Raw genomic sequence first — 24057 nt, 5'->3', positions numbered from 1 at the left:
AATCATTGCACCTTCATGAGGAAAGGAGCCGCTGGAGGCGGACGACGGTTTCGAAATGGTACGTCTGTGGAAAGAAATCAAAGAGTCTGGTTCCCTTAATTTGATACCCTCCCGCGCAGAGGACCTTCAGGTCGCGAGCCATGGACGTCGGATCACACGACACATAGACGCACTCCGGCACCTGATGTTCCACGAGCTGCCCGAGGACCCTGCGCTCAACCCCCTGACGGGGCGGATCGAACAGCACGAAATCGACGTCTTCCCAGTCCTTGGGGCCCCAGCGAAGGACTACCGATACGTCGCCACCGAGGACCTGTACATTGGCGCATCCATTCGCTCTCAGATTCTCCCGCAGGTCACTGACCGAACTCGGATTTTCTTCAATCGCAACCACCCGCTCAAACTTTCGAGAGAGAGGGACCGTGAAGAGCCCGACCCCCGAAAACAGATCCAATGCCTTAGCCCCGGCAGCACCTTCAATGCTCTTGGAAACCAGCGACTCCAGAAGGAACCGATTGACCTGAAAAAAAGAATTGCTCCCCACACGAAAATTCCCGTCCTGCGTCCGGTGCGTGAGATTTCCGTCAGGGACCAGGGTCGGGCTCTCTTCTGCAAAGTCGAACTCCGGCGGCAGCCCTACAAAATCCATCGCCCACTGCGATTCATCCCCCGTTGTCCGAATCTGGAATTCCTCCGCCGTCACATTCGGCGTGGAGAAACTATCTCGCTCCGTTTGAATACCGCGGAGTGATTCGTTCAGCTTGCCTGCCAGAAGCGGGCACTGATCGATCGCCCAAAGCCGGTGGGACTGCGCCGCAAAAAAGCCAATCTGGACGTTCCCCGGGCGTTTCATCACCTTGAACTGGGCGCGGGTCCGGTAGTTCCACGGAGGGCTTGGCACCACCTCAACCTCCGCAAGCTTTATCTGGCCGATCCGCAGGAAGGTCTCTTCAAGGATTGCCCTTTTGAATTGGAGTTGCTGCGGGTAACCAAGATGCTGGAGATGACAGCCGCCACAGTGCATGAAATGAGGGCACTGGGCCTCAATCCGCAACGGCGACGGACGAACGACCTCGACAGTCTTCCCAAAGGAGGTATCTTTCTTCTCGCGGATGATTTCGGCGCGGATGATTTCCCCGGGCAAGGCATTTAAAATGAAAAACGCTCGTTCTCCCTTAAAGGCCAGGCCGTAGCCGCCATAGACGAGCTTCTCGATGGTCAATTCAATCGGTGGATTCACTGGAGATGAAAGAGGCTCAGCCGGGGGAGAGACCAGTGCTCCAGGAGCCGTTTGTGCATAAACTGTTTTCGCAAATTTAGAATCATCTCCGCCCGCATGTTCTGCCGGTAAGGCGCCAGGGCGCGGTCGGATTCTGCTTCCAGATCAGCGAGTGTCCTGTCGTCGATCGAATTCTTGATCGCGGACAGCATCTTTTCTTCGACAGCCCCTAGTCGACGCTCCAGTTGTTCGAAATCAATTCCGCTGGAATTGTCTTGGGACAGGAACTCTTGTTCCAGTTGTTCCAGAGAGACAACGAGCCTTTCCAGGTCCCCGGCCAGACCCAGAGGATTTGCCACGGGCGGGATATTCGCGGTGCCCATTACCTCGTGGAGGGCCACGTGAATTCCGGAGGATGGACCCCGAAGCATCTCGGCTGCCGCCCCGATGGAGGCTCGAACACCCGCAAAAAATGACTTCAGTTCCTGCGGATTGAAGAGTTCTTCCCGCACCGTTCGAGTCGTCGATGCACCTTTTCCAACCGAGGCCTCCTTGTGTTCTTCGTAGGCCGTCATCACCTCTTGGAGGCAAAACGCCAGTCCATTGATGCGCCGTGTCTTCACGCGCCGCTTCTCCCATTTCTCGAATGTCACATCGATGCCCCGAAAGACGACCTCCAGGGGAATTTCGGCCTCGCGCCACGTGTCGATCAGGGCCCAGTCCAGGGTCGAGAGCAACATCCCTGCCCCGCGTTTTTGCTGGAAGTATTCCTCGACCTCGGTGAAGTAATTGAAGTAGTTACGCATGTAGTTCCAAGGGGGCGATATCAGGACCGAACGTTCGACCCGGATCGTGGGTAGTGTTTCTGCGGGGTCTCTCTCCGAGCAGGGAGGATCACGACTGCGAGGGGAAAGTCCTTCCGGGCCCTGCAGCCGAAGTGCGAAAGAGACGAATGCCCGACGTGATGGTCATACGAGCTGCGATTCAAACATTCAGCTCATAAATAATTCGAAGACCTTCCAAAATGAGATCCGGTTCCAGGTGGTCAATAACGTCGGTTCCCTTGGCGATCATTTCGGCCTGGCCTCCCGTGGCCACGACCTTCGAATCACTACCCAGTTCCTTCTTCATCCGCACGATGAGACCTTCCACCAGTCCGACATAGCCGTAGAAGAGGCCCGATTGCATGGAACCGACAGTGCTTGTGCCAATGACCTTCCGCGACGGCCGAATATCCACACGCGGAAGTCGCGCCGCGCGCTCAAAGAGCGCCTCCGAAGAGATCACGATCCCGGGGGCAATCACTCCCCCCAGGTATTCCCCCTTCTTCGAAATCGCATCAAAGGTCGTCGCTGTTCCGAAATCCACCACAATCAACGGGCCGCCATACTTCTTCCAGGCCGCGACGCCATTCACAATCCGATCCGCGCCCACATCTTGGGGCGGATCATATTTCACGGCCAATCCGGTCTTGACTCCCGGTTCCACAAACATCGGCTGTAGATGAAAATACTGCACTGCCATCTGCCTCAGGATGGGATCGAGAGGAGGAACCACCGAAGCGATGATGACCCCTGAAATCTTTGACGAGTCGATCCGGGCGAGGGAAAACAGGTTGCGGCTCAAGATCCCGTACTCATCGACGGTGGCTTCAGGGCGCGTGGCCAGGCGCCAGTGGTTTAACAAGGTTTCTCCATCATAAACACCCAGGACCGTATTCGTGTTCCCCACGTCCACCACAAGGATCATTCATGACCTCCCCATTCCGTCCACCGGATGAATCCGGCGCCTCCTGCCATCGTCAATCGGCCCGATGGCATTTCAGTTCATAACGTCATCCCATTGCCTGATGCCGATTGCGAATGTCGGCTTCCTCTCCGGATCTGTGGATCCACCTGTCCAGGACCTCGGTTTTAAATCCGCGACTCCCCCGATCAAGATCCCAGGGGATGGCCTCCATGCTGCGGTGTCTGAGTCTTCCTCTGCGACACCGGAATTTCACGACTCCTTCGTGCGCTCGCTCGCCTCGGAAATCGAGCCGGAATAAATCGTCTCGGTGCGTCCGTCGTCACGTCTCACTCGAAGAAACCCGTTTTCATCCAACCCTGCCGTCTCGCCAAAAAACGAAGTCCCGTTGGAGTGAACCTCCACCCTCTTATGCTCTGCAAAAGATGAAATCTCACTCCATCGTTTGATGATGCCGTCGCCTCCCGCCTTCTCCATCTCGCGGCAAAGCAATTCAAGGCGCCTGAGCATTTGTCCCGTCAATTCGATCCGGGACCACGTCTTCCCCGTTTCCAATTTCAGCGAGGTGGCCAAATGAGAGATCTCCTTGGGGAAAGAGGTATGGTTCACATTGACCCCGATCCCCAGCACCACGAACCTGATCCGTCCCACTTCGGCATTCATCTCCGCGAGAATGCCGCAGAATTTTTTCCCCCCGATCATCAAATCGTTGGGCCAGCGGATATCCACCTTCAGGTCGGCCATCCGGCAAACGGCATCTCGGACCGCCAGGGCCGCGGCAAGGGTCAACAAGGGCCCCTTCACCGGAGGCAACCCGGGACGGAGGATGACCGAGCAATAGATCCCTTTCAGGGGTTCCGAGTGCCATTGGTGGCCCATGCGCCCGCGACCGGCCTTTTGTTCCTCGGCAAGGACAACCGTCCCTTCTGCTCCCCCCGATATTGCCAACTGGGTAGCATAATCGTTCGTGGAGTCGATCTCCAAAAAATGATGGATGGTCTTTCCGAAGGAACTTGAGCCAAGCTCCCGCCGGACCAGCTCAGGCGCAAGGAGATCGGGCAGCTTTTTCAGCCGGTAGCCGGTTGCCGGGACTCCTTGGATTTCACAGCCTAAGTTCCGGAGCCGTTCAACCCATTGCCACACCTGTGATCGGGTGACACTCAATTCCCTGGCAATTTTCTCGCCGGACACGACCACCGTGGCGTTGTCGACCATGAGGTTCAACAGCTTGTCGATTTTCCTGACGGTGAGTTCATCCATAGGTGTTCATCTGTGGGAAATCCTGCTGCCCGGGTCCGCGATGGGTGGTGACCTCCCGATTCAAAAACTTCCTGAGGGCCGCCTTTCGCCATTTTAAAAATCACCTCGGCATCGTGGCGTCAATTGCTTTAATGATCGCTGATTCCCACCGTGCAGAGATGAGGCCCATGTCCACCCACCTCTTCTCAGCTCTCGGAATAGGCGCTCAGGCTTTCCTCGATGCGCTGACGTTTGGTCAGCAGTTCCTGCAGGCGCGCACGCCATTCCGCCACCACCACCTCCGGAGCCCGTTCGATGAATTTTGGGTCGTTGAGTTTATTCTTAATGTTCTCAATGTCTTTTTCCAGCTTCTGGTTCTCGCGCGTTAACCGTTCGACCTCTTTGGCACGGTTGCCCACCGCCGAAGCCGAAATAACAACCGCAAATTCCGCTTCAATATGCTTGAGGCCTTTGATGGCGGTCACGCCCCCTGTAGAAAGCTGGAGTGTATTCAGTCCGGCCAGCATCCGGATCTGAGGTTCAAACTGTTCCAACACCCCCATGTGGGTGGGATCCACCAGAAAAACCTGGGCCGGGATTCTCTGGGAAGGCCCGATCTCATTCTCCGCCCGCAAACTCCGAATGCCTGTGACCACACCCTGGAGCAAGTGGACCATCTTTTCAGCCTGCGGGTCTGCGTAATGTTCCATCAAGTGTCCAGGAAATCGTGCCACACAAATTGACTCCCCTGCCCCCGGCAACTGTTGCCACAACTCTTCCGTGATGAACGGCATGAAGGGATGAAGCAACCGCAAAGCATAATCGAAAACCGCCACCAGGGAACGCGTCTGCGTCGCCCGGGTTTCCAGCGGGCCAAGCACATCGGTCAGCGCCGGCTTCACCAGCTCGAGGTACCAGTCACACAACTCATGCCAGAAAAATTGATAGACCACATGGGCGGCCTCATGGAACCGGAATTCTTCCAAGGCATGATTCACCTCCTCAGTGACTGAAGCGAGACGGGAACGGATCCAGCGGTCAAACACAGTTTCCGCGCAGTCGAGATCCGCATCGGGATGAAACTCCACCCTCTCCTCGGGAAGGTTGATCAGGACGAAGCGGGCCGCATTCCAAATCTTGTTGGCAAAGGCCCGATATCCTTCCATACGTTCCTTGGACAAAGCAATGTCGGCTCCGGGAGCCGCCATGGCGGCCAGCGTAAAACGGACTGCGTCGGTCCCATACTGTTCCGTCACTTCGAGGGGATCAATGACGTTCTTCTTGGACTTTGACATCTTCTGGCCTTCCGCATCGCGCACCAGCACATTGAAGTACACGGTGTGAAACGGAACAGAGGCCTCCCACTCCAGGGGCGTCCAGTCCAGGTAACTCTTCAGGCTTGAATTCCCGGCGCGCCAATGCTCGTGCCCCATGAACCGCAGCCCACTCATGATCATTCGGGCGACCCAGAAGAAAATAATATCAGCGGCGGTGATCATCGTGGTGGTGGGGTAGAATTTCTTAAGATCCTCCGTCGGTTCAGGCCATCCCAGCGTGGAGAACGGCCAAAGCTGCGAGGAGAACCACGTGTCCAGCACATCCGGGTCCTGGCGAACCCGATCACTCTGGCACTTGCTACATTGGGACGGGTCGGTGACCATCGCCATCGTGTGACCGCACGCATCGCAATACCACACCGGGATGCGATGTCCCCACCACAGCTGCCGGGAGATGCACCAATCGCGGATGTTGGTCATCCATTCCCGGTAGACATTGATCTTGTTGTAAGGCACAAACCGGATATAGCCGTCTTCGACCGCCTTGAGAGCGGGGGCCGAGAGATTCTTCGAAGGATCAGGGTCGCTCATCTTCATAAACCATTGGGTCGAGATGAGCGGCTCCACCACCGTCCCACAGCGGTCGCACTTCCCGACGTTGTGGACGTGCGGGCTTTCTTCGAGCAGCAGTCCCTGTGCCTTCAGGTCCTCAAGCACTTCCTTGCGCGCGACGAAGCGGTCCAGGCCGTTGTACGCCCCGGCATTAATGATCTTCCCTTGTTCGTCGAGGATCGAGATCTGCGGCAGATTGTTCTTCACCCCTATCTCGAAATCATTCGGATCGTGCGCCGGAGTGACCTTGACAATCCCCGTTCCAAATTCAGGATCGACGCTCCCTTCTTCAACAATGGGAATCTCCCGCTTCATCAGCGGCAGGATCGCCGTCCGGCCTTTCAAGTAGAAGTACCTCTCGTCCTCAGGATGAATCGCCAGCGCCGTGTCCCCCAACATCGTTTCCGGACGGGTCGTGGCCACCGTGACAAACTCCTCAGCCCCGGCAGTTGCGCTCGTTGGTTTAAGCGGATATTTGATCGTCCAAAGCCGGCCGCTCCGCTCTTCATATTTCACCTCCAGGTCGGAAAGGGCCGTTGTACATCGGGGGCACCAATGAATCAGGCGCTTGGCACGATAGATCAACCCTTCTTCAAAAAGTCGGACGAATACTTCCCGTACCGCGCGCGAGAGTCCTTCATCGAGGGTGAACCGCTCCCGCGTCCAATCCAGCGAAGCCCCCAGCCGGCGCATCTGTCTCAAAATGATTCCGCCACTTTTCTCTTTCCATTGCCAGACCCGCTTCACGAATTCGTCCCGCCCCAGATCGTGCCGAGTCAGGTGTTCTTCCTCCAGGAGCAGTCGCTCGACGACATTCTGTGTGGCGATGCCGGCATGATCCATTCCGGGAAGCCACAGCACGTTGTCGCCGCTCATACGCCGCCAGCGTGCCACAATGTCATGCAGCGTACACACCAGCATATGCCCCATGTGCAGTGTCCCGGTCACATTAGGGGGAGGGATGACCATGACATAAGAAGGCTTGGTCGAGTGCACGTCGGCCACGAAGTACCCCTTGGACTCCCACAAGGGGTACCACTTCTCCTCTGCACTCTTCGGGTCGTACACCTTCGAGATTTCGCGTTTCATTTCCCGCAACGTCCTCACGATGCTTTCTCAAATTGCTTTGAAAACAGGGGATTATAGCATGAATCATTCCCCCTTCACTTGCCGGGAATGCTCAATATCCCCTGAACTGAGGATCGTCGATTTACATCCGATAAGGAGGGTCGAAGGAGGGGAAACTGAAGGATCGGGGGATCGTCTTGGGAACGGACACCTACCGGGGGGCGAGATCAGAACTTATCAACATTAGAAACTGGATTGATCTTTGCAGCCGGCCGGGCGGGCAGGCAGGGGGATGGTTGCTGAGGTCACTTTTTCTCGGCGATGTTTTTCCGCAGGAGCGTCTCCGCAATCTCGGGGACGACCTCCCAGGCAATCTCCTCGACGACGCGAGATGACATTTGTTCCACGACGCGCCGCGCAATGGCATCAATCATCTCTTGTGAGAGTTCTCCGGGACCGAGAGACGGCGCTGGGGCCGGCAGAGACTCTCCCGCCTTCGCTGGGACAGGCAAGGAGGCTTCCGCCAGTTCCGGCGGAGCAAATGCGGGGGTCTCCGCAAAATCAAGAAGAGGTGGCGCAAACGGTTCTCCAAGATCAAGTGGTGGAGGCGTCGGGATCGCCGCAAGCTCCAGCGGTGGCGCCGCGGGGATCTCTTCACGGGGCATGAAAGGAGCGGGAGGTCCCATCACCTCCTCCTCTACGGGCGCGACGCCTTCCACCGGAGAAGGTTGAAAGGGAGGCTCCTCGGCGAGCGGCTCTTCGACCAGTTGAGGCAGGACGTTAGGGGCATGGCGCACCAGCTCACGTTGAAACTCCTTAAACTCATCCGTGAGCGCTGATCCCAATTCCTCGGATTCGCCGGCGTGAGGTGTGCGCGATGTCGCCATCTCAGGAGCCGTTACCGCGGGGGCTGATTCAGAAGCCGTCTCAGGGAGGGAAGGTGGAGACAGAACCTCCTGGGGTTTTGAGAATTCCTCAGCGACCGGAAAGGCTGGATTGAGATGGAACCCTCTTTCTGCCGACGCTTCCAAGGCTGCACTTTCCGAAGGCTCTAAAACAGGTGTCTCTCTTAGTTCAGATAAATACTCTCGGCTTGGCTCCGACAGGGCCACGGGTTCCACTTCCGTCGTCGGCCCAGGGGAAAATACAGGAGGTTCCTCCAAGGTCAGCGGAGGCTGCGCTTCCCAGGGCTCTGGTTCCGCCGCAGCCGAGGCCTCTTCCCTAACCCGTTCAAAACTTGGTGGGGGTGGGACCATTTCGGGTCCGGACATCAACCGCTGTGTTTCCATGACACTTTCGTCCGCGGGAGGTTCATGCACGTGTGATATCTCGAGCGGCGCCTCACTCTCTTCCATAAAGTTCGGGAATTCCGCCACCGGGGGGGCTGGTTCCACTCGGCGCCCGACCGCCGATTCCTGAGGTTCTTCCCGCGCCACCGAGGGCAGCGGCGGGGGCTCTTCCACAAGGGGTCGGGTAACAGCGCGACTGAAATCGACGGGGGGAGCCAACGGGATGACTTCGGATTGTTCTGCATGCCATTGGGTTTCAGCGGGAGCCGGCGGGGGAGGCATCACTTCAGATGCTTCAGGCCCTGTTGATTCTCGTCCCTTCAATTCACTCGGTTCAAGCACTACAAATTTCCGGATCGTCTCCACCAGCATCTGCGGTGCAAAGGGCTTCTTGAGGTGATCGTCCGCGTGCACCCGCGCAGCTTCCTTCTCATCGAACGGCTCAAAGGCCCCAACCAGCAGAATGACCGGGACCGACGCCAGCTCCGGCTGCTGCTTGACGTATTCACAGACCTCATAGCCGGTCTTCCCCGGCATGAAAATATCGGCCAGCACGAGATCGGGTGCGACCTCGTGCATCTTACGAATGGCGGCGTCCCCGTTCCCCACCAGGGTCAACTCGACCGATTCATGCTCAAAGGTTTGATGGACGATCTTCTGAATGGTAATACTGTCGTCCGCGAGTAGAATTTTTGTAGGCATTGAGAAGTCTTCTTTCTGGATGGGCGCCTCCCTTATGCGTCTCTGATGATCGGGCGCATTGTTTGCCCCAAGACTCCCCCGATAATAAACGGAAGAAGCTCAAAACCTCAAGATTTTCTTTCTTAGGCTCTTCTTTTTCTTCTTGGAGGTTGACTTCGAAGTCTCAGAAGATGAGTCCTTTTTGTCCTGACTGACCGCCGGTTTGTTATCGTCGGTGGGCGGGGGGGCGGCGGCCGGAGGGTTGGCATCCTTGCTGGTTCCCGAGGATGGGGTTGGGGCACTCGCGTTGGAATCAGGGGTCGCTTTGGAACTGGCGGGCGAACTCGACACCCGACCCACGGTGATTTCCGCAGAGGCGCCTCCCGCACCCGGTTCGGGGGAGGGTGGAGGCTGCTTCGATGCGGTTTCGGTGGGAAAAGGCGGCATGGGTGACGGGGTTGTCCGGGCTAAGGTGACATCCGGGCTCTTCCTCATCATCCCCCACACATGACCCATCATGCCCTTGTGGGCGCGGTTTGCTTCCTCTTGTTGTGCCACCTCGACGGCCTTGGGGTCGGTGGCCGGAATCGGCATGTTCAAATCGGCCAGGCGCTCTTTCGATTTATCAAAGTAATCACTGCTGGGAAAGTACTGAATGATTTTCGAGAAGGTCTCCGCGGCGCCCCGGTCATTGTTGGTTCGCTCGAAAGACTGGGCCAACAACCACAGCGTCTTGTCCTGTCCGCTATAATCCGGATACTTTTGCAGCGTTTCCCGGAACCGGTCCATGGCCGCCCGGTAGGAGCGCCGCAAAAAATACTGCCGGCCCACCTCAAAATTTCCCTCGGCCAGAACCTCCTGTACTTCGCGCAGTTTCTGCTGTGCTTCGGGGGCATACTGGCTCTTGGGGTATTGCGCCAGCATGAATTTGAATTCCTCTTCTGCGGCTCGCGCCTGGGTGCGATCGCGATCGGGCTTTTCCATCTGTCGATAGTTGGTCATCGCGGCCTTCATTTGGGCCTCTGCCGCGTCAGGATCGTTGGGGAAGAACGTCCTGAAATCCATGTATTCCGCCTTCGCCTGGACCAATCCCGTCGTTCCCCCCTGTTTATAAAACGAATCGGCAATTTGCAGCTTCGCTTTGGAAAGATATTCACTGTCCGGGTAGGTGTTGATCAGAGTTTGCAGGGTCAAGCGCCCGACATCATAGCGCCCCTTTTCTATCTCCGCGACTCCCCGCTCAAAGAGGATCTTATCCGGCTCCGTTTCCGTCGTGGGTGCCACGGCGGCGGCCTTCTTATGCCCAAAGAACAGGCACCCGTACAGGGAACCTATCATCAGGCCGATCCCAATTCCCATCACCCATCGTTTCAACATGCCCAACTTTCTCCTTCCCATTTTTGAAAATCTCGATTCAAGACTCGAATCGTGCGGTGGACTCCACGCTGGATTCCCCCTCAAACTGCCGGGCGATGCGGAACAACTCCCGCAGCGCTTCCGCGGGATCCTCGGCATGGAAAATGTGGGAGCCGACCACGATCATCTCCGCCCCCGCTTCCAGCACCTCGCGCAAATTCCCGCTTTCAATCCCGCCATCCACTTCGATGCGGCAGTCCAGTTCGGCTTCTTCAATCATTTCCTTCAAACGCGCAATCTTGTCCAGACTGTAATCGATGAATTTCTGCCCGCCAAAGCCTGGATTGACTGACATGATGAGCACATGATCGACGTTCTCCAAGACCTCCTCCACCATCGTCAGGGGCGTCGCGGGATTCAGGACGACGCCGGCACTGCGGCCTTCATTCTTGATGAACTGGATCACCCGGTCCAGATGGACTGTGGATTCTACCTGGACAGAGATCGAATCGGCCCCGGCGTCGATAAAGTTTCTCAAATAGCGCTCGGGTTCTGTAATCATCAGATGCACATCCAGGGGTAACGAGGTTGCCTTGTGGATGCACTCGATCACCGGGGGGCCGATGGTGATGTTGGGGACAAAGTGCCCATCCATCACGTCGACATGCAACATCGTGGCTCCCGCTTCCTCCACGGTGCGTATTTCGTCGGCTAGATGGGCAAAATCTGCGGAAAGGATGGAGGGTAGAATATCAATCATCGTTTTTGTAAATGGCCTATCTTGACACCGTGAATCCGATCGAGGCGCCAGGCACTACTTTACTTCCGGCGGGGGGTTGCTGGGCAATTACAAGCCCGCTGGCCACATCCGGATAACTCTGCAAATTCACTGCCCCGCGGACAAATCCTTCCCCAGTAACGATCTCCGAGGCCTGACGAAAATCCATCCCGATAAAATCGGGGACCAGGTATGCCTCAATTCCCGCGCCGCGTGACAGCACAACATCCACCGACGGACTCAAAACTTCCTTGGAGTCTGCCGGAGGTTCCTGCGAGACGATCCGGTCCCTTTCCACTGTCCCACTGCTCACCGACGCCACCAATCCCAGGGTCAATCCCCGCCTTACCAGATTGATGCGCGCGGCCCGCAGGGTTCCCCCGATAAGGTCCGGGATGGGGACCTTGCGCCTCCCCAGGCTCAAAACAACGCTTACCTTTCCGTGAGTCTTCACCTGGGCGCCGACCGGAGGATCCTGAGAAACAATGACACCTGCCGGCTGGGAGTCATTATAAACTTTTGACTCCACTTTCAGAAGCAGTTTGCTGGAGGCAAGCCTACCCTCGCCTTGAACCTGATCCAGACCCACCACCTGGGGGACCCGGACCACCTGCCCGCGAATGGCAAATCGCATCGCCGTCAGGGCGCTGAGAAACGCGACACTCACCAGGATGAACACGGTGAGTAAAGTCCGGCCGATCAATTTCAACTTTTCTACAAGCATCTGAAATGCTATTCTGCCGCCGTCAGAATTCGCGCAACCTTCCTGCTTGCGTTCCGAAAAACAAAGTTTAGCATAGCGAACTTCGGGTCGCAATCAGCAATTGGCGATCAGCCATCAGCGGTCAGCCATCAACGAACAGCAACCAGCTATTTGCCTTCGAGGGTCGAGGTTTGATATTGAGTTTACTCCGGTATTCTTGCTAAGCGCTGGTTGACTCGAGGAGAGCTCAACAGAGGCCGAGAGATGGGAGGGAAGTTTTAGAGCCAACTACCGGTCGCACAAGATCATATTCTGAGAACTGATACCTAATGGATGATAATTGCTTGCTGAAAGCTGATCGCTGATTGCTGACCGCTGATCGCTTGTCCAATCATGAATATCCTTTTTATGGGTACACCCATCTTCGCTCTCCCGTCGCTGGCCAGGCTGGTGGAATCCAGACACACCGTGGCAGGGGTGTTTTCGCAACCCGATCGTCCCGTAGGCCGCTCGCATACCCCCACCCCGCCGCCGGTCAAACGGTTCGCTGCCATTCACCATCTCCCTGTCTATTCGCCTGAGAAGATTCGGACCGATGACGTTCGGGAGACGATGGCGCAACTCGGGCCCGATGTCATTGTCGTTGTCGCCTACGGAAAGATCCTTCCCCCCTGGATGCTCGAGATGCCCCGATACGGCGCCATCAATGTTCACGCTTCCCTGCTCCCCAAATATCGCGGAGCAGCCCCGATCCAATGGGCGGTAGCAAACGGAGAGATCCACACGGGGGTCACCACCCTCCAAATGGACGCGGGCCTGGATACCGGCAACATACTTCTTCAACGCGCGGTGGCAATCCTTCCGGAGGACAATGCACAGACCCTGCATGACAAACTGGCTGGACTAGGAGCCGAACTGTTGATGGAATCGCTGGAGGGAATCGAGGAAGGCTCCCTCCATCCCCGGACGCAGGACGACTCTCAGGCGACCCTGGCGCCGATTCTCAAAAAGGAAGATGGGAAGCTCGACTGGGGCTGGCCGGCAAACAGAATCCACAACTGCGTTCGCGGACTGAACCCTTGGCCCGGAACCTTCACTACCTTTAGAGGAGGGTACCTTCGAGTCTGGAGAACGGGGAAGCCAACGGAAGCCGGGGACATGGAAACAGAATCCCCTCCGGGAACATTGATTCACCGACCGCATTCCGCTTTGCAGGTGCGGACGGGGGGAGGCGCATGTTTGAGCCTCCTGGAAGTCCAACCGGCAGGTCACCGCCGCATGGAAGGAATCGATTTTTTGAATGGCTTTAGAATTACCCCTGGAGAGCAACTGGTCTGAGCCTGCCTATCCCCACTCGCCCGCCGCCATCTTTTTCTTGATTCGCCTCCGGATCAAGTCCCGCTTCAGCGCAGAAACATGATCAATGATCAGCACTCCGTTGAGATGGTCAATCTCATGTGAGAAGGCGCGCGCCAGAAGGTCTTTACCCTCGATCTCGATGACCTTCCCCTCGGGATCCTGCCCGCGCACCAAAACCTGCATCGGCCGTGTAATGACGGCACGAATTTCCGGAAAAGACAGGCACCCTTCCTCCACGCTTTGTTTCCCATGCTGCTCAATGATCTCCGGATTACAGATTCGAATGAGCTTGCCCGGATCTTCACCGCCGGAAATGTCAATTATGGCCACTTGCTGCGAAACTCCCACCTGCGGTGCAGCAAGACCTACACCATGCTCCGCATGCATCGTGGCAATCATGCGGTCGAACAATTTGCGTAACTCGCTGTCGAATTTCACTACCGGCGCCGCTTTCACTTGCAGGACCTCCGCGCCGTATCTGAGCACCCGCATGATCTGCCGATGTTGCTCTACGATCGAAATCCTGTTTTCCAAGATCCAAACTCCTTGCTTCAAAAGTTTCTTAACTGATCGCAATAACCATCATAATTCCGACGGGTTTCCCCCAGGGAATCACCACCAAATTTTTCAAGGAAGCATCCTGTCAAGACCAGGGCAACCATGGCCTCCGCCACAACGCCCGCGGCCGGCACGACACTCACATCAGACCGCTCAAAAGCGGCTTCGTCGACCGTCTTCGAAGAGATGTCCACGGACTTCAGCGGGGTCTTCAAGGTCGAGATGGGTTTGAGATAGCCGCGCAGTCGAACTTCTTCGCCATTGGTCATCCCGCCTTCAATGCCCCCGGAACGGTTCGAGGCCCTCGAGAACCTGTGCTCCTCGCTCTGGTAAAGAATCTCGTCGTGGACCTGGGCGCCCAACCGAAATGCATTCTGGATGCCCTCTCCGATTTCCACGGCCTTGACCGCCTGGATCGACATCACCGCCCGGGCCAACAGGCCATCGATGCGGGTCTCCCAGCTGATGTGGGACCCCAAGCCGGCGACAATGCCCTTCCCTACCACCTCGAAGCATCCGCCCACGGTGTTGCCCTCCGAGGCGGCTTGTTGAATGACGCGAATCATCTCCTGTTCTGTCTCTTCATCCACACACCTCAACCGCGAGTCAGGTTTCGATCGAAGGGCCTGGATTTCGTCGAAGCTCACCGTGCGGGATTCGCTGAGGGCTACGGGCCCGACCGCGACCGTATGGCTTGCCACCTCAATCCCGAACTGCGAGAGAAAGAGTTTGGCCACCGCACCCGCCGCCACCCGCGCCGCGGTTTCGCGGGCACTGGAGCGTTCCAGGATGTTGCGAAGGTCCTTGGTGTTATATTTTAGGGCCCCAGCCAGGTCGGCGTGACCGGGTCGCGGACGCGCCACGGTTTTCCTTTCAACCACATCAGCGGGCTCTGCCTTCGCATCCATGGCGGTCTGCCAGTTGACCCAGTCGCGATTCTCGATCTGCAGAGTCACCGGCGAACCGATCGTTCTGCCAAAGCGGATGCCCGAGAGAATCGTGGCATGGTCCTGCTCGATCTTCATGCGGGCACCGCGGCCATATCCGGCCTGTCGGCGCGCCAACTCCTCATTGACAAAATCCAAATCGACAGGGACCTCAGCGGGAAGCCCGGTGAGGATCGTGGTCAGCACCGGTCCGTGAGACTCGCCTGAAGTAAGGAAATGAAACCTCATGATATAATTCACTCAAACTGAACAGGGATTCTAACGTAAACCAAAAGAATGCGTCAAAAACTTTGCTTCCTGCTTGCCCTGGCCGGGGTCCTGATGCCGAGCCCCAACTCGTCCCAGCGATCCGCGATGGAGGTGCCCCGTTCCAACCCAGCCATGCGACTGCCCTTGGACCCTCAGCTCTACGGGGTGGCGGAGTGGCGGGCGGGTGAATCTTCGGAATATGTGCTCGTCACTCAGCAGGAATTGAAGAAAGAAGTTAAGAAATTGCGCTTCGCCGTTCTCTCCGAAGAGTGGCGCGGCCGGGTAAAGTTTTATACCGTCGAGTCGCAGGTTACGGAGCTCGATACCGATCGCCACACCACCATCAACTCCGTTGTCCGCCCTTTCGGGGACCTGACCTATTTGTTGGAGGGAGCGACCGGGGATTTCGTCACGAAACAGAACACCGAGCCGGCCCTCGCGATTCCGATCCGCCTTCTTCAAGAACGCTTTTTGCTGTCAGGGCACGCTGTGCAACCATCCAAGATTGTGTCGGTTGAAACTCTTGGTGAGGAATCCGTCGAAACCAGGGCCGGGAAATTCAAGACCAGGCACCAGAGGTTCTCCTTTGCGGACGGGAGGGCCGCCGAAGTTTGGTGGTCTGCGCGCATTGGCCCTTTGGGTTTGGTTAAAGTTGCCTCAAAAGGGTTTTCGCTGGACCTCCTGTCTCATCAAAGCAAGAGATCCGCTTCAGCGATTACCGAGGTACCCAAGTCGGTGACGCCTCCATGAGCCCTTAATTTTTTTCCGACTTTTTTGTTATGAACAAAGTCTAATAGAATGTGCGGATTTGAGCGGGACGGAGAGTGGCCGGCGGTGAAGCGCCCCGATCCGGCTTCGGATGGATGCAGATTCCGTGTCACCTCATGTTTCCGGTAGTCCAGACATTCAGGAGCGTGCAAATATGGAGAGGGTCCCTTGACGCGCCAATGGCGAAGAGGCCAGTCAAAACTCAAGCGCTTTCGTTGCGAAGGTGAACTGTAGTGATGACCGATGAAGCCCTGGTAAAGAGGACCGTTCGAGGCGACACGCACGCTTACGACGAGCTGGTGGTACGTTGGCAGCGTGTGATCTATAACCTCGTGTACCGGATGCTCGGTAAAGAACACGAGGCAGAGGAGGTGTGTCAGGACGCGTTTACCGCCGCTTACCTCAATCTCAAGAACTTTCGGCGGGAAGCCAAGTTTTCATCCTGGCTGTACCGCATCGCGATCAACCTGAGCACCTCCCACCTGCGGAAGCGTCAGCGCACGGCTTGGGAGTCACTGGACGAAATGCGCGAGAAAGGGACGATGGCGGATCTCGAAGCGGTTCAGTGGAACGTTGGGCCGCGACCCAGCATAGAAGACCATGCCATTGAGCAAGACAGAGCCCGCCGCGTCCGGGGCGCCATGGACCACCTGCCTCCGGACTGCCGGATTGTCCTCATCCTGAAGGAATATCACGGGCTCACGTTCAAGGAGATTGCAGAGGTCCTGAACGTTCCGACCAGCACTGTTAAGACGCGGATGTATGCGGGACTCAGCGAAATGAAAAAACGCCTGGCCCGCGAAGGGCTGCACGAAGCTTAAAAGGAGGACGGAAGGATGTATCCGGGATTTGACGGGATGTATCAGGACGGGGAGTGCGGGTGACAAGGGAAAGAACCCTGAGTATCCGGTAAGGACAGTCAGACAGTGGGGAGAAGAGTATGAATTGCGATCAATTCAAAGAGAAGGTTCTGGATTTTCTCTACGAGGAAATCCCGGAGGAAGAACGGGCTGAAGCGGTCCTCCATCTGAAGGCGTGCTCTTCCTGCAACGCCGAGGTGAATGAATTCAAGCTCGTTCGGAGTGATCTCGCCGAGTGGAAGGACCCTGCCGCCCGCGATTTCTCGATTACGGTTCCCTATCCATCCCCCCTGGGATTCCTAAAACAATGGTTGATTCCGGAGCAGTGGGGCTTGCGAAACGTCGCGGCGTTGGCGACCGCCTCCGCCTTTCTCCTGCTGGTGGCATTTTCCGTCTTAGGCACTGAGATCGAGATCTCAAAGAACGGCTTTGCATTTCGAGCTGACCTGCTGCGGCGGCCCGACTCGGCCCCCTCGACCCCTGCCGAACCGCGGCTTTCGCCGGCAAGCCCGGCGGTACTTCCGTCGCCCTCTTCCATCAATGCGCAGGAGCCGGCAAGGTCCGATATCCTCCGCGAGGTTAGCCGGCTGATCCAGGAAAGCGAAAACCGGCAGGAACAACTCGTCAAGTCTGAGGAGATCCGTCTCGTGAATCAATTGACCTCCGGATATCGAACCCAGCTGGCCGACCTGGCGAGGCGGCTCAACGATAAACACAAACTGGATTATGTGGCGGTGTATGACAATCTCGAGCAACAGCGGCTGGCCGACCTGCAGCAGATTCGCATGGCTTTCACATCGCTGGACGCACGCACTTCGCAGCAGGCAAAACAGACGCAACAGTTGGTGGATCTGATTCAGAAAGCCTCATATCAACCTAAATGATTCCTTGAGGATGCCCCGCCGCGCCCCGTTCATTGAGCGGGCCGGGAGGGAAGGAAAATTAGGATCAGTAAGAACGGAAAGAGGTCATCAATGAAGACACTTCGAAAATTAGCTGTATGCGTCGCCGGGGGAGCTGGAATTCTTGTGGCGACGGTCGCGTGGGGCGCACAAAATCAATCTCCCCCCACCGATCACGAACAAATGAAGCGGAGCATCCAAATCGTCGAAAACGTCCTCAATACGGTGAGGCAGCAAGCGCTCAGCACCGTCGCCATGACCGTGGCAAAGAAAGGGGACGAGAACAATCCGACCGTCTTGTATCTGCGCAGCAGCGAAGGGAACCGCGCTGAAGGCATTTACCTCGACGGATACGGTGTGATCTTTGAGGTGTATCTCCCCAACTTCAGCGAACAACGATCCATGAACTGGATCTTCAAGAAATCGTTCGGAGTGGTCCCTGGCCGAAGGACGGTCCGTGCACAATCGACGGGACCCACCCCCGCTCAATCCGATCCCTCAACCCGTGTCCTGGTGGAAACGAAGTCCGACCTCGCCCCCAAGACGCCGCTGGATACCTTCTCCAAACTCATCGAGGCTTATGTGCGCCAGTCGCAAGGACCAAATAAGGAAATCGCCCTGCGTGAGCTTTTTTCAAAACTCCGGGAGGCCAATCTCGTCCCTCAATTGAATGTGTTTGAGTCGAGTCTTCTGGAGGAAGGCGCCGAAACGGACACGGAAAGACCCTCCGAGGAAGAATCAAAGTCGGAGGCCCAGCGGAAGCACCTGCAGGACGCCATCATGAGGGCGGTTGCCGACTATGGCAGTTCCATCCCCGGGCTACAGCCGAGTGAATACATCTCGGTCCTTCTGAAGGCCCCCGTCCCGCAGGATTACTCCCTGTTCTCCCCGGAAACTCGAACTTCCACGGTCATCCGTTTTTCGGTGCGCGATTTGCGTGAGTATAAGACAGGAAAGCTTTCCTACGCGGATCTGGAGGCGAGGGCGAAGATCGGGGAGAATTAGGGAACGGCCCGAACAGACTATCTTCCCTGCCGTTCCATCTTGGCTTTGATTTTCCCGAGCCGGATCTCTGCCTCCCTGAAAGTTTCCTCGGTCTTACAGAAGGCGAACCGAAGGTACTGGCTCCCATTGGCAGGATCCTTATAAAAGCTGCTCCCCGGAACTGCTGCGACTCCCACATCCCTGACCAGGAATTCGGCAAACCCGACGTCGTTTTGAAAACCGAACTCAGAAATATCGGTCATAATGTAATACGCCCCGAACGGCTTGAAGCATCGAAAGCCGGCGCGTGATAGAAGCTCCAACAGACGGTCGCGGCGATGCAAGTACCCGAGCGCCAATTGCTCGTAGTAGGACGGAGGGAAACGCATGGCGACTGCCCCCGCTTCCTGCAGGGGTGCCGGGGCCCCCACGCTGACAAAATCGTGCATCTTCCGGATCGCATTGGTGATCCCCGGTGGGGCGATCGCATAACCCACCCGCCAGCCCGTCACACTGTACGTCTTCGACATTCCGTTGATCAGCACGGTCCGTTCCCGCATCCCGTCAATGGCTGCCATCGCGACATGCCTCGCCCCATCGAACAGGATATGTTCATAGATCTCATCGGTGATGGCCAGGGTGTTCCATCGAAGACATAATGATGCAATAAACTCCAGCTCCTCCCTCGTGAAGACCTTTCCGGTGGGGTTGTTAGGTGTGTTGATCACGATTGCTTTGGTCCGTTGGTTGAAGGCCCCCTCCAGTTCCTCCCGATCGAAATGCCATACCCCGGTGGAGTCATCCTTTGCGGGGGGTTGCAAGCGGACGAACCGCGGCGTCGCATCGCTGATGACCACATCCGGACCATAGTTTTCGTAAAATGGCTCAAAGATAATCACCTCATCCCCGGGGTTGATGATGGCAAGCATAGTCGACATCATGCACTCCGTCGCCCCGCAGCAGACGGTGATTTCTGTCTCCGGATCAATGGAGAGACCCAGCGTCCGTTCCACCTTTCCAGCAATAGCCTCCCGGAAGGATCGCGCCCCCCAGGTGATCGCATATTGATTGATGTCGCTGTCAATCGCTTCCTTCGCGGCGGCTTTAATCTCCGCCGGTGCAGGGAAATCGGGGAATCCCTGAGCCAGATTGAGGGCCTTGTATTCGATGGCCAGTCGAGTCATCTCGCGAATCACAGACTCTGTGAACTGGTCCGACTTAAAGGAAGTGATCTTCTTGGACACGCTTGCCCTCTCAAAGCGCTATAGCAAATTTATTCAGGGGGTAGTCCCGTTCTGGGGATAGATTTTTTTGTAATAATTGAGATTGCGCAGGAGGATTTGAACATAATCCCGGGTCTCAGTAAACGGAATACTCTCAATGAACTCCATGGGATCTTCTGCCATTCCCGCCATTGACTGTTCCTGCGTCCAAGCGATCACCCGGTCATCGCCCGCATTGTAAGCGGCCAGTGCCAGCTCTAATCTCCCGTTGAAACGGTGCAGGGTGTCTACCAGATAGGCCACACCCAACCGGATATTGATTTCGGGAGTGTAGATGTTTTTAGGGCGCCAACGAGAGAGCTTCTCCTTCTTTGCATATCTTCGCGCCTCCCGCGGCAACAACTGCATTAACCCCTGCGCATTTGCATGGGATTTAGCATCCGTATCGAACGCTGACTCCTGCCGGATGAGTGCTGCCACGAGATAGGGATCCACGCCTTTCCGTTGTGCTTCGGCACGGATGGTGGACCAATAAGGCAGCGGGAAGAGCGCTTGCCACAACTCCACGGGCAGCTGGTCCAGTGAAGCCCGGTAGTATTCGGGGAAGGCCTGTCTCACCGTCGCCATGGCGGCGCCATAGTTCTGACGAGTCAAATAAATTCCGGCAAGTTCCTTGGTGGCTTCGACCGAGCGGGTTCGGTCAAGAAGGGTGCGCAGTTCCCGGGCCGCCAGGTCCAGCAGAGAGAGCTTCCTGAATACATCGGCACGCTTCAAGGAATCGCTTGTCGCCATCTCCGCTGGCGCAGGGTCCTCCAGGGAAATCTTTGGCTTGAGATTAGGTAGCGCCGGTTCCAGTTTTTCCTCGTCTTCACGGAGGCGCAATTTGGACAGCCGCCCGCGAGCCGATTGAGCATAGACATTTTCCCCAAATGCCCGGCTCACCTCAGCCAGATAGCCTGCAGCTTCCTGGGGATTCGACATCTCGGCGATTCGTCCTATCCAATAAAGGGCCGGACCCGCCCGGCTGGAATCCGGATAAAGCCCCACAAAACTCTTGAAGGCCGCCTGCGCAGCGGGATAGTCTCGTCTCAAGTAGGCACTCCAGGCCACCCGGAAGAGGCACTCCGAAGCATTTCTGCCCTTGGGAAATCGCTGGACAATCTTCTCAAACTCGACTGTGGCGCGGGGACGGTCATGATGAACGAGGAAGTAATTCCCCAGCGAGAAGATGCCCGCCTCTGTCCAAGGGCTGGAGGGAAACTTTTCTTCAAGCTGAATGACGGCTCGTTCAAAGTCCTCCGAGGATCGTGCCGATTTCTTTCTTTTTAGCTCCGCCGCGGTATATTGTCGTTCGGCCTCTTTCTCCCCCGCCAGCGGAGTCGCCTTGGCCACCGCATTTCCAGCTTCTCGAAGGCGTCCGAGACGCAACAGGCACTCGCCTATTTTCAACCCAAGGTAGGCCCGCTCTTCTGTTGACAAGCGCTGGCTTGATTTCTTTCCGGAAATGAGGAGACTCTGATAGTCAGAGAGGGACTCTTTATATCGCTTCTGACCATAAAAAGTCTCTGCCCGAGCCAACACGGCGGCCGCCAAGGGCATAGCAACCGACGTCGCGTGAAGGCGGCGAAGGGTTTGGAGCATGTCCCTGGCTTGCGGAGCTTCCGGACTCAATGGATACTCATAGGCGATTCGTTGCAAGAGGCCGGCTTCTGCACTCCAGTTTGAGCCCGAATCATGTGCTTGGGCCAAGACAAGCATGAGCCGAGGCGTAGTCTCCAGATTAGGAAGCGACTGCAGCAGCTGAACGCAACGACCAGACTCGCCATTCTCATTCCAAACCTGACAGCGTTCGATGTTGGCATCGATCACCAAACGGCTGGTTTGAAATCGGCTCGAAAAATTCTCAAGTGTGGTGATGGCGGCGGCATAAGACTTCAGTCGATGCTGACTCCGCGCCAGGAATAGTACGGAATAATCTGCAATAATGAGATTGTTAAGATTGGGATGGGCAAAGAACCCGGCCGCTGCTTTGAAATCGCCGTTCTGGTATGCAGAATAACCCAGGACAAAGGAAGCTAGCGCCGCAGCCTCAGGATCTTCTGACTGCTGGGAGATCAGGGCGAGCTGGTGCGCCACCGAGGGAGCCCCTGTTGCCGCCAGTTGTTTGGCCAGGGTCTCTAATGATTCGGATTGGGGTGACGGGGCGGCCCAACTTCCCGGACCCCATCCAACAACGGGAAGGGAAAGCAGGCACACAAGAAGGACGACCGCACGATTCAACCAGGAGGAATGATGCAGAAGGGCAGGAAAACAAACGACGCGCCCGCCGTCTAGTCCCGAGGATTGCTTGACATTCAAATTCTTTCGATCGATCTCAGACTTCTCCCCGCAAAAATTTATTCCGCCGCCGCCCCGATCATGGGTCCGGGGCAATCGCTGCCCAGAGCACCCGGGTCATTTTCGCCGAGCGTGCGCACCAACTCGTCATGAAAGTAATCGACCTTGCTCGATACCAACGGGGACACACGCTTCATGTACATTTCGCGGCTGCGGTCTATGTCTTCCTTTAGCCGGTCGTAAAGATCGCGGCTCTTGCGTCCTGCCTGCACTTTCTGCTCATTGTAAAGCTTGATTTCTGAGACGAGGAGACGCGCAAATCGTTTGGCATCGTTGTGGAGCTTGAGTTCTTGCTCGCTGTCCGAAGGAACTGTCGCGGCGGCGGGTAGCGGCTGCTCGGCCGCGGGTGGCAGTTCGGGCTCGGGTGTCTGAAATTCCTGAATTGAAGGAGGAACCCTCGGAATTAGCGGTGGCGCGGCAGCGGGTCGTGCCTCAGCCGCCGGGGAGACAGGCGCACCCTCCCCTGCAGGCTCTCCGGCCCGGACTTCTTGCCGTGTGGGCGCTACAACCCGGGCTCGATAGGCCAATAGCTCGATCGAGAGGGCCACCAGACGAACCAACAGCTCGAGGGCCGCCACATCGAAAGTGCCGTCGGGCTGCGTCCCCCCGTCCGCATACAGGACTGCCGTTGACTTTCCTTTTACGACGAGGGGAACAGCCGCAAAGGAGTCGGTTAAGGGCGCTCCAAGACGCTCCAGGAGCAGGCCGTTGTCTCGATGAGAAAGCAGATTGCCTTGAATGGCGCGCTTCTCCTCAAAGGTCTGCCGTAGGATCGTCTCGTTTTCGAAAGAGAAGTGAACCGTCTTTATGTCCTGATCTGAAAAGGCATCAGAAGAAAAACCCTTGGACCGCCAACCCAAAAACAAATCACCCTTTCCCACAAACAAGGCCACCCGCGCCGAAAACTGGGCCGCTTCGTCCAGAAAGGCGGTCAGGATATCGACCTGCGATTTCTTCCCTTCGATCTGATCCAGGGCGGCCACCAATCGCTGCAACAGGAGGTGAGGGCTTTGGGCTGCAATTGACCTTTCCTTCGTCTGCTCCTCCACCAGAGTAGTTACCCGCTGATCCAGTTGCTTCCGCTCCTCAGTCAGGCGGCCCACATGCTCGTTCTTCTCAGACAACTCTTGCGAGAGCTTCGAGATCTGTTCCGTTAGTTGGGCCTTTTCCGAATGAAGACTATTTTTCTCTCCTTCAAATTGTTCGGCAGCCCCTTTGAGCCTGCCCGTCTCCTCATTCAACCGAAAGATCTGTTCGGTCAGCTGCCCTATCTCAATGCGCAGACTGGTCTTTCCGCTCTCCTGAAGCTCGATCTCTTCTCTCAGCTTCGTCGCCTCTTCATTCAACCCGGCAATCTGTTCGGCCAACTGGGTCTTTTCAAGCCTCAGGTTACTGTTCTCGCCCTCCTGATGCTCAACCTGCGACTTCGTGTTTGCAATCTCTTCATTGAATCGAGAGACCTGTTCCGTCCATTCACCCTTCTCCTGACGCAGATTGTTGATTTCCCCCTGGAGTTGTTCAACCTCACCCTTGAGTTTTGTAATCTCTTCATTCCAAGTGGCTTGTTGCTGACTCAGGCGTTCAGTCGAATCTAAGAACGAATCAAAAGTTTCATGGATTCTCTGTTCCAACCGCTCCGCCAGAGGGGAGGCAGCCGCATTGACCTCATTTTCGAGCTGGTTCATGCTCTCCAGAAACTGGGCCCGAAGTGTTCCAATGCGGTCCCTGACGGACTGATTCTGCGAGGACAAGTTGCCTAGGATCTCGTCCTTGAATTTGATAATGATCTCGTCGCTGGTTGCCATGGGAAAGCTTTCTTTAGGAAACGTTCAAAAATTATTA

The 24057-nt window shown here is 56.5% G+C and carries 19 protein-coding genes; 5 read left to right on the top strand and 14 right to left on the bottom strand.

Going from position 1 to position 24057, the window contains the following annotated elements; all coding sequences use genetic code 11:
• Positions 1–13 precede the first annotated feature (13 nt).
• From LAO21_07120 to LAO21_07080, 9 genes are all read right to left on the bottom strand, one after another.
• A complete protein-coding gene (locus LAO21_07120; GenBank protein ID MBZ5552474.1) occupies positions 14–1240 on the bottom strand; it encodes a class I SAM-dependent RNA methyltransferase in 1227 nt (408 codons plus the stop codon).
• Positions 1237–2025, bottom strand: a complete 789-nt coding sequence (locus LAO21_07115) for a hypothetical protein (GenBank protein ID MBZ5552473.1) — start codon at positions 2023–2025, stop codon at positions 1237–1239. Before LAO21_07115 ends, LAO21_07120 begins: the two co-directional genes overlap by 4 nt.
• 178 nt (positions 2026–2203) lie before the next feature.
• Positions 2204–2968: a type III pantothenate kinase gene (locus LAO21_07110; protein MBZ5552472.1), complete on the bottom strand. Its 765-nt coding sequence runs from the start codon at positions 2966–2968 to the stop codon at positions 2204–2206.
• A 249-nt stretch (positions 2969–3217) separates the two neighbouring features.
• Entirely contained in the window at positions 3218–4225 is a 1008-nt protein-coding gene (locus LAO21_07105; GenBank protein ID MBZ5552471.1) for a biotin--[acetyl-CoA-carboxylase] ligase, read from the bottom strand.
• A gap of 185 nt (positions 4226–4410) precedes the next feature.
• Positions 4411–7182: a valine--tRNA ligase gene (locus LAO21_07100; GenBank protein ID MBZ5552470.1), complete on the bottom strand. Its 2772-nt coding sequence runs from the start codon at positions 7180–7182 to the stop codon at positions 4411–4413.
• 284 nt (positions 7183–7466) lie between these two features.
• On the bottom strand, positions 7467–9152 hold the full coding sequence (locus LAO21_07095) for a response regulator (protein MBZ5552469.1): 1686 nt from the start codon (positions 9150–9152) through the stop codon (positions 7467–7469).
• Between the two features lie 99 nt (positions 9153–9251).
• Positions 9252–10508, bottom strand: a complete 1257-nt coding sequence (gene bamD, locus LAO21_07090; protein ID MBZ5552468.1) for an outer membrane protein assembly factor BamD — start codon at positions 10506–10508, stop codon at positions 9252–9254.
• Between the two features lie 37 nt (positions 10509–10545).
• Positions 10546–11247 (bottom strand): ribulose-phosphate 3-epimerase, encoded by a 702-nt coding sequence (gene rpe / locus LAO21_07085; protein ID MBZ5552467.1) that lies wholly within the window; start codon positions 11245–11247, stop codon positions 10546–10548.
• Positions 11248–11263: 16 nt separating this feature from the next.
• Positions 11264–11989 carry a PASTA domain-containing protein gene (locus LAO21_07080; protein MBZ5552466.1) on the bottom strand — a complete coding sequence of 242 codons (726 nt, stop codon included), beginning with the start codon at positions 11987–11989 and terminating at the stop codon, positions 11264–11266.
• Between the two features lie 372 nt (positions 11990–12361).
• Here LAO21_07080 and fmt point away from each other — a divergent pair, with 372 nt between their 5' ends.
• Complete coding sequence (gene fmt / locus LAO21_07075; protein ID MBZ5552465.1) at positions 12362–13306, top strand: methionyl-tRNA formyltransferase; 945 nt, start codon at positions 12362–12364, stop codon at positions 13304–13306.
• 6 nt (positions 13307–13312) lie between these two features.
• Here the strand turns inward: fmt and def are convergent, their stop codons facing one another.
• Both def and aroC read right to left on the bottom strand, forming a co-directional pair.
• On the bottom strand, positions 13313–13819 hold the full coding sequence (gene def, locus LAO21_07070; GenBank protein MBZ5552464.1) for a peptide deformylase: 507 nt from the start codon (positions 13817–13819) through the stop codon (positions 13313–13315).
• Between the two features lie 59 nt (positions 13820–13878).
• A complete protein-coding gene (aroC, locus tag LAO21_07065; GenBank protein ID MBZ5552463.1) occupies positions 13879–15060 on the bottom strand; it encodes a chorismate synthase in 1182 nt (393 codons plus the stop codon).
• A 48-nt stretch (positions 15061–15108) separates the two neighbouring features.
• Here aroC and LAO21_07060 point away from each other — a divergent pair, with 48 nt between their 5' ends.
• The 4 genes from LAO21_07060 to LAO21_07045 all read left to right on the top strand — a co-directional run bounded on the left by LAO21_07060 (position 15109) and on the right by LAO21_07045 (position 18616).
• Positions 15109–15831: a hypothetical protein gene (locus LAO21_07060; GenBank protein ID MBZ5552462.1), complete on the top strand. Its 723-nt coding sequence runs from the start codon at positions 15109–15111 to the stop codon at positions 15829–15831.
• Between the two features lie 254 nt (positions 15832–16085).
• Positions 16086–16670 carry a sigma-70 family RNA polymerase sigma factor gene (locus LAO21_07055; protein MBZ5552461.1) on the top strand — a complete coding sequence of 195 codons (585 nt, stop codon included), beginning with the start codon at positions 16086–16088 and terminating at the stop codon, positions 16668–16670.
• Between the two features lie 119 nt (positions 16671–16789).
• A complete protein-coding gene (locus LAO21_07050) occupies positions 16790–17593 on the top strand; it encodes a zf-HC2 domain-containing protein (GenBank protein MBZ5552460.1) in 804 nt (267 codons plus the stop codon).
• A gap of 90 nt (positions 17594–17683) precedes the next feature.
• Positions 17684–18616 carry a hypothetical protein gene (locus LAO21_07045; protein MBZ5552459.1) on the top strand — a complete coding sequence of 311 codons (933 nt, stop codon included), beginning with the start codon at positions 17684–17686 and terminating at the stop codon, positions 18614–18616.
• Positions 18617–18633: 17 nt separating this feature from the next.
• Here LAO21_07045 and LAO21_07040 read toward each other — a convergent pair whose 3' ends face one another.
• The 3 genes from LAO21_07040 to LAO21_07030 all read right to left on the bottom strand — a co-directional run bounded on the left by LAO21_07040 (position 18634) and on the right by LAO21_07030 (position 24020).
• Positions 18634–19779, bottom strand: coding sequence for an aminotransferase class I/II-fold pyridoxal phosphate-dependent enzyme (locus LAO21_07040; protein MBZ5552458.1), 1146 nt, complete (start codon positions 19777–19779; stop codon positions 18634–18636).
• A gap of 93 nt (positions 19780–19872) precedes the next feature.
• Complete coding sequence (locus LAO21_07035; GenBank protein ID MBZ5552457.1) at positions 19873–22176, bottom strand: transglycosylase SLT domain-containing protein; 2304 nt, start codon at positions 22174–22176, stop codon at positions 19873–19875.
• A 38-nt stretch (positions 22177–22214) separates the two neighbouring features.
• On the bottom strand, positions 22215–24020 hold the full coding sequence (locus tag LAO21_07030; GenBank protein ID MBZ5552456.1) for a hypothetical protein: 1806 nt from the start codon (positions 24018–24020) through the stop codon (positions 22215–22217).
• Positions 24021–24057 lie beyond the last annotated feature (37 nt).

The sequence above is a fragment of the Terriglobia bacterium genome (assembly GCA_020073085.1).
Lineage (GTDB): Bacteria > Acidobacteriota > Terriglobia > JAIQFV01 > JAIQFV01 > JAIQFV01.
Note: the sequence above shows the minus strand (reverse complement) of the source record. Positions and strands in the feature narration are given on the sequence as shown.

Excerpts from the sequence above, each read along its gene's own strand:
- LAO21_07115 (MBZ5552473.1), bottom strand. The coding sequence starts at position 2,025 with ATGCGTAACTACTTCAATTACTTCACCGAGGTCGAGGAATACTTCCAG.
- aroC (MBZ5552463.1), bottom strand. The coding sequence starts at position 15,060 with ATGAGGTTTCATTTCCTTACTTCAGGCGAGTCTCACGGACCGGTGCTG.
- LAO21_07100 (MBZ5552470.1), bottom strand. The coding sequence starts at position 7,182 with ATGAAACGCGAAATCTCGAAGGTGTACGACCCGAAGAGTGCAGAGGAG.
- rpe (MBZ5552467.1), bottom strand. The coding sequence starts at position 11,247 with ATGATTGATATTCTACCCTCCATCCTTTCCGCAGATTTTGCCCATCTA.
- LAO21_07080 (MBZ5552466.1), bottom strand. The coding sequence starts at position 11,989 with ATGCTTGTAGAAAAGTTGAAATTGATCGGCCGGACTTTACTCACCGTG.
- def (MBZ5552464.1), bottom strand. The coding sequence starts at position 13,819 with ATGCGGGTGCTCAGATACGGCGCGGAGGTCCTGCAAGTGAAAGCGGCG.
- LAO21_07040 (MBZ5552458.1), bottom strand. The coding sequence starts at position 19,779 with ATGACTCGACTGGCCATCGAATACAAGGCCCTCAATCTGGCTCAGGGA.
- LAO21_07045 (MBZ5552459.1), top strand. The coding sequence starts at position 17,684 with ATGAAGACACTTCGAAAATTAGCTGTATGCGTCGCCGGGGGAGCTGGA.
- LAO21_07055 (MBZ5552461.1), top strand. The coding sequence starts at position 16,086 with ATGACCGATGAAGCCCTGGTAAAGAGGACCGTTCGAGGCGACACGCAC.
- fmt (MBZ5552465.1), top strand. The coding sequence starts at position 12,362 with ATGAATATCCTTTTTATGGGTACACCCATCTTCGCTCTCCCGTCGCTG.
- LAO21_07030 (MBZ5552456.1), bottom strand. The coding sequence starts at position 24,020 with ATGGCAACCAGCGACGAGATCATTATCAAATTCAAGGACGAGATCCTA.
- LAO21_07060 (MBZ5552462.1), top strand. The coding sequence starts at position 15,109 with ATGCGTCAAAAACTTTGCTTCCTGCTTGCCCTGGCCGGGGTCCTGATG.
- bamD (MBZ5552468.1), bottom strand. The coding sequence starts at position 10,508 with ATGTTGAAACGATGGGTGATGGGAATTGGGATCGGCCTGATGATAGGT.
- LAO21_07095 (MBZ5552469.1), bottom strand. The coding sequence starts at position 9,152 with ATGCCTACAAAAATTCTACTCGCGGACGACAGTATTACCATTCAGAAG.
- LAO21_07105 (MBZ5552471.1), bottom strand. The coding sequence starts at position 4,225 with ATGGATGAACTCACCGTCAGGAAAATCGACAAGCTGTTGAACCTCATG.
- LAO21_07050 (MBZ5552460.1), top strand. The coding sequence starts at position 16,790 with ATGAATTGCGATCAATTCAAAGAGAAGGTTCTGGATTTTCTCTACGAG.
- LAO21_07110 (MBZ5552472.1), bottom strand. The coding sequence starts at position 2,968 with ATGATCCTTGTGGTGGACGTGGGGAACACGAATACGGTCCTGGGTGTT.